This is a genomic window from Actinotalea sp. (assembly GCF_041597215.1).
Lineage (GTDB): Bacteria > Actinomycetota > Actinomycetes > Actinomycetales > Cellulomonadaceae > Actinotalea.
The window spans coordinates 1-5,402 of sequence record NZ_JBFHHB010000219.1 but is presented as its reverse complement, the minus strand read 5'-3'; the positions used below and the strand labels follow the sequence as shown (position 1 = coordinate 5,402).

Sequence of the window (5,402 nt, the reverse complement as noted above, 5' to 3'; positions counted from 1 at the left end):
GGTGAGCGTCGACGGAGACGTCGTCGAGGCGGGGCTCTGGTTCGGTCCCCTCGCCCCGAGCGGCCCGGGGCGCTCCGCCCTCGTCCTGCGGGGCGAGACTGCCACGACGGTCCGCGCTCCGCTCGACGGCGTCCCCGAGCCCGAGGTCGGCGCGCTGGGCGCCTACCTGTACGAGCCCGACGGCGCCGTCATCCGGGCAGGACTCGTCAGCCTCGTCGCCCAGCAGGTGCGGGGACGGCTCGTGGACCGCACCATCGCCTACGTGACCTCGGACCATCTCGTCGACGAACCCGCCGCCCAGGCCTACCGTGTGCTGGACGTCATGCCGTTCGGCCTCAAGAGGCTGCGGACCGCGCTGCGCGAACGGGGGGTGGGCCGGGTGACCATCAAGAAGCGCGGGACCGCCGTCGTCCCCGAGCAGCTGCGCAAGCAGCTGGACCTGCGCGGAGACGGCGAGGCGACGATCGTCCTGACCCGGATCGCCGGGTCCCAGCAGGTGATCATGGTGGAGCCGCTGTGATGGAGATCCCCTTCGCCGCCTCGGAGCGGTCGACGATCGGCGTCGAGTGGGAGCTCGCCCTCGTCGACGCCGACTCCGGCGACCTGCGCCAGGTGGCCCAGACCGTCCTGGACGCCGTCGCACCGCCCGGAGGCGGGGAGCACCCGACGATCAAGCAGGAGCTCCTGCTCAACACCGTCGAGATCATCACGGACGTCTGCCACACGGTCGCCGAGGCCGGCGCCGACCTGGAGCGTTCGATCGCCGAGCTCCGCGCGATCACCGACCCGCTCCGGGTCGAGCTCATGTGCGCGGGGACGCACCCCTTCGCGCGGTGGACCAACCAGAAGGTCACCGACAAGCAGCGGTACGCGACCCTCATCGACCGGACGCAGTGGTGGGGCCGGCAGATGCTCATCTTCGGCGTGCACGTGCACGTGGGGATCGAGGACCGCGACAAGGTGCTGCCGATCCTGCGCGCGGTGCTCACCTACTTCCCGCACATCCAGGCACTCTCCGCCTCCTCGCCCTTCTGGGGAGGGAAGGACACCGGCTACGCCTCGAACCGGGCCCTGATGTTCCAGCAGCTGCCGACCGCGGGACTGCCGTTCCAGTTCGACACCTGGGACCAGTTCGAGGCCTATGCGGCCGACATGGTGCACGTCGGCGTCATCGACGAGATCAGCGAGATCCGCTGGGACATCCGGCCCTCCCGGTTCGGCACGCTGGAGATGCGGATCTGCGACGGCTCGCCCAACCTCACCGAGGTGCTCGCCTTCGCCGCGCTCATCCACTGCCTCGTCGAGCACTTCTCGACGATGATCGACGAGGGCCGCGAGCTGCCGAGCCTGCCCGCCTGGTTCGTGCAGGAGAACAAGTGGCGCTCGGCGCGGTACGGCATGGACGCGATCATCATCCTGGACCGCGAGGGCAACGAGCGGCTGGTCACCGAGGCCGTCGAGGACCTGCTCCTCGAGCTCGCCCCGACGGCCGAGCGGCTGCGGTGCACCGAGGAGCTCGGGCAGATCCGGACCATCCTGCGCAAGGGCGCCTCGTACCAGCGTCAGCGGGCCGTCGCGCGGCGCAACGACGGGGACCTGGGCGCCGTGGTCGCCTCGCTCGTGGCGGAGATGCGGGCCGGCCGGCCGCTCTGAGCGGCGGCACGCCCGCCCTGCCCCGCGCGTCCCGGTGAGATCGCCGGTTCGTCGCGAGATCGCCGGTTCGTAACGGCGATCTCGCCACGGAACGGCGATCTCGCGCTGGGGCGCCCGTGGCCGGGATCAGGCCCTGCGCGAAGGGCCGAGGCGCTCGGCGAGGAAGGGCTCGAGCTCCACGGCGCTCCCCGGCCTGCTCAGGAGGTACCCCTGGGCGCGGTCACAGCCCCAGCCGCGCAGCATCGCGAGCTGCTGCTCGGTCTCGACGCCCTCGGCGGTCACGCTCAGTCCGAGCCCATGACCGAGAGTGATCAGCGCGTCGGTGAGCGCCGTGCTGGCCCGGTCGGCGCCGAGCCCGTCGATGAAGCTCCTGTCGATCTTGAGCACCGCGACCGGCAGCTCACGCAGGTAGTCGAGACCCGTCCGTCCCGTGCCGAAGTCGTCGATGGCCAAGGGAACCCCGAGCTCCCGGACGGCGCGGAGATCGGCTCGCGCCGAGTCCCCTGTCTTGATCAGCTTGCGCTCGGTCAGCTCGATCCCCAGCAACCGGGCGGGAAGCCCGCTCACGTCCAGGGCCTGGCGTACCGACCCTGCCAGGTCATGCCGTCCGACCTGACGGTCCGAGACGTTCACCCACACCCGCGGAGCCCGGTGCCCGTACCGTTCGGCCCAGGCAGCCCCCTGACGCGCAGCCTGCTCGAGGACCCAGCGCCCGATCGGGACGATCAGCTCCCTGCTCTCGGCGACGTCGATGAACTCGCCAGGTGCGAGCAGCCCGCGTGCGGGATGCTCCCAGCGCAGCAGCGCCTCGACCGCGACGACGCGACCGGAGGCGAGGTCGACCACCGGCTGGTAGACGAGCCGGAGCTGGTCCTCGTGCAGAGCGCGGTGCAGGCCGTCGTAGATCTCGATCTGGCGGATCGCATGTGAGGCGAGCGTGGCGTCGCCGACCTCGTACCTGGCCTTCCCGCCCCGCTTGGCCCGGTACATCGCGCGGTCGGCGTCCCTCAGGAGGCGGACGGCCGTCGAGTCCGCCCCTCCCGTCGCCACCCCTACGCTCACCGTCAGGTGCAGGACGTGCCCGGCGATCTCGAGCGGTCGGGCGACGGCACCGAGGATCCGTTCGGCGATCGCGTCGGCGTCCGCCGGGTGGGCGAGCTCGCTGCAGGCGACGACCAGCTCGTCGCCACCGAGCCTCGCGGCGAGGTCGCCCCCGCGGAGCTCTGCTGCGACGCGCTGCGCGACCTGGACGAGCACCTCGTCGCCCGCGGTGTGCCCGAGCGAGTCGTTGATCTCCTTGAAGTCGTCGATGTCGAGGTAGAGCACGGCGACGACCGTCGCCGAGAGGGCGGCCCTTCCCAGCGCCGCCTCGAGGTGGTCGAGCAGGTGGGCACGGTTGGGCAGACCGGTGAGCGAGTCGTGCATCGCTCGGTGCACGAGCGCGGACTCCGCCTCCTTGCGCGCCGTCACGTCCTCGGCCTGAGACGTCAGGTGCAGCACGGCACCGTCCGGGCCGCGCACGGCGGAGGTGGTCACCCGGGCCCACACCACCGACCCGTCCGGTCGCAGGTACCGCTTCTCGATGACGGCTCGGGGTGCGTCACCCGAGAGCACCGCCCGGAGTGCCCCGAACCCCGCATCGATGTCGTCCGGGTGGGTGATGTCGGCGAAGGACAGCGCCCTGAGCTCCTCGGGAGAACGCCCGACCAGGGCGCTCATCGCGGCATTGGCCTCGAGGAAGGTACCGGGTGGCGGCACGGGGCCCACCGCGACCAGGGCCATGCCGATCGCCGCGCCGTCGAAGGCCTGACGGAAGCGCTGCTCGACGGCGAGCAGGTCGGCGGCCTGCCGTTCGAGCGTCATCCGGTCCGTCAGGTCGCAGATGGTCACCATCACGGCCCGCTCGCCCCGCCAGCCCACCGGGGCCGACCGGATCTCGGTGGGGGTCGTCCCGCTCCGCGGCAGGACGGCCTGCCGGACCGAGGTGCGCGGGACGCCTGCGGCATCCACCTGCGCGATCCGCGCCAGGACGGAGCGCCCTGCCTCCTGTCCGACGAACGACGTGAGCGGCGCGCCCTCGAGGCTCCGCCCGTCGCCGAAGGTCTGGTTCGCGACGGAGTTGGCCGCCAGGACTGTCGCGTCGTCGACGGCGAGGACGAGCACGGCGTGCGGTGAGGACTCCAGGAGGAGAGCGAACCTCTCCTCGGCCTCGCGCGCGGCGGAGGAGGCCATCGGACCCCCGGCGTCCTGCGCCCCGATGACCTCGTCCTGCGACGGGCCCCCCACGAGTCGCACGATAACCGCGTCCGGTCAGGGCGCGCGCGCTGGAGCCGGCATGCACTCGGAGTTCGCGGAAGCCGCAGCCTCAGACGAGCACCTGGGTCAACGGCATCGAGGAGTCGACCGGGAGGTCGAGGTTCGAGGGCGCCATCCCGCGCCGCAGCACGGCGGCACCGAGCGCGGCGATCATCGCGCCGTTGTCGGTGCAGTAGCGGATCGGCGGGATGCGCAGCTCGATCCCTGCCTCCTCGCAGCGGGCGGCGGCCATGTCGCGCAGCTGGGAGTTCGCGGAGAACCCACCGCCGACGACGAGCGTGCCCACCCCGTGCGCGCGGCAGGCGGCGATCGTCTTCGCGGTGAGCACGTCGGCGACGGCCTCGGCGAAGGAGGCGGAGACGTCGGCGAGGGGGATCTCCTCCCCCGCGTCCTGACGTGCCTCGACCCAGCGGGCGACGGCCGTCTTGAGCCCGGAGAAGGAGAAGTCGGCGGCGTGGTCGGCCTGGTCCTTCGCGGCGGTGAGACCGCGGGGGAAGCGGATCGCCCTCGGGTTGCCCTCGCGGGCGAGCCTGTCGATGTGCGGGCCGCCGGGGTACGGCAGGCCGAGCAGGCGGCCGACCTTGTCGAAGGCCTCGCCCGCGGCGTCGTCGAGCGTCGAGCCGAGCTCGGTGACGTTCACGGTGTCGTCGATGAGCAGCAAGGAGGAGTGGCCCCCGGAGACGACGAGGCTCATCACGCGCTCGGGGAACGGTCCGTGCACCAGCTCGTCGACGACGGCGTGGCCGATCACGTGGTTCACCCCGAAGAGCGGCTTGTCGATGCCGATCGCCAGTGCCTTGGCCGCGGCAGCACCGACGGTCAACGGCCCGACCAGGCCCGGACCGGCCGTCACCGCCACGGCATCGACGTCGGCGAGCGTGACGCCCGCACGCTCGAGGGTGGTGCTCAGCGTGGGCACCATCGCCTCGAGGTGGGCGCGCGAGGCGATCTCGGGGATGATCCCGCCGAACCGCGCATGCTCGTCCATCGAGCTCGCGACGACGTCGACGAGCAGCTCGGAGCCCTCGTCGGTGAGGCGGACGAGGGCGACGCCGGTCTCGTCGCAGGAGGTCTCGATCCCGAGGACGAGGCGATCTGTGGACATGGGACAAGCCTAGGCGGCGGGCCGAGCACCGGGGGACATCGATGTGACGAGGCACACAGTCGAACCTGGGATGATTCGACGGTAGTTGAGCGTTGAACTAGGCATGACAGAGACCGCACTCGCCCCCACGTTCCAGATCGACCCGACCGCCCAGGACGCCCTCTTCCGCGGTGCCCGCTCCGTGCGGGCCTGGTCCGACGAGCCCGTTCCCGAGGAGACCGTCGAGGCGGTCTACGACCTCGTCCGCTGGGGGCCGACGGCGCTCAACACCTCCCCGCTGCGCCTGCTCCAGGTGCGCACCCCGGAGGCCCGCGAGCGACTGGCCGCC

The 5,402-nt window shown here is 72.0% G+C and carries 4 protein-coding genes and 1 pseudogene; 3 read left to right on the top strand and 2 right to left on the bottom strand.

All coding sequences use genetic code 11. From position 1 onward, the window contains the following. Nucleotides 1-520 (top strand): annotated as a pseudogene (locus ABWK99_RS13125) (SAM-dependent methyltransferase); the annotation flags it as partial. Beyond that, complete coding sequence (locus ABWK99_RS13120; protein ID WP_372595151.1) at nt 520-1,653, top strand: glutamate--cysteine ligase; 1,134 nt, start codon at nt 520-522, stop codon at nt 1,651-1,653. The pseudogene ABWK99_RS13125 and the gene ABWK99_RS13120, both read left to right, overlap by 1 nt. A gap of 126 nt (nt 1,654-1,779) precedes the next feature. Here ABWK99_RS13120 and ABWK99_RS13115 read toward each other — a convergent pair whose 3' ends face one another. Continuing rightward, nucleotides 1,780-3,939 (bottom strand): putative bifunctional diguanylate cyclase/phosphodiesterase, encoded by a 2,160-nt coding sequence (locus tag ABWK99_RS13115; protein ID WP_372595150.1) that lies wholly within the window; start codon nt 3,937-3,939, stop codon nt 1,780-1,782. A gap of 79 nt (nt 3,940-4,018) precedes the next feature. Continuing rightward, nucleotides 4,019-5,074: a tRNA (adenosine(37)-N6)-threonylcarbamoyltransferase complex transferase subunit TsaD gene (gene tsaD / locus ABWK99_RS13110; protein ID WP_372595149.1), complete on the bottom strand. Its 1,056-nt coding sequence runs from the start codon at nt 5,072-5,074 to the stop codon at nt 4,019-4,021. Between the two features lie 103 nt (nt 5,075-5,177). On the opposite strand from tsaD, the gene ABWK99_RS13105 reads away from it, so the two are divergent. After that, the coding region (locus tag ABWK99_RS13105; protein ID WP_372595148.1) for a nitroreductase family protein at nt 5,178-5,402 on the top strand (225 nt) is incomplete at its 3' end.

Coding starts and splice junctions, on each gene's coding strand:
- ABWK99_RS13120 (WP_372595151.1), top strand. CDS start 520: ATGGAGATCCCCTTCGCCGCCTCGGAGCGGTCGACGATCGGCGTCGAG.
- tsaD (WP_372595149.1), bottom strand. CDS start 5,074: ATGTCCACAGATCGCCTCGTCCTCGGGATCGAGACCTCCTGCGACGAG.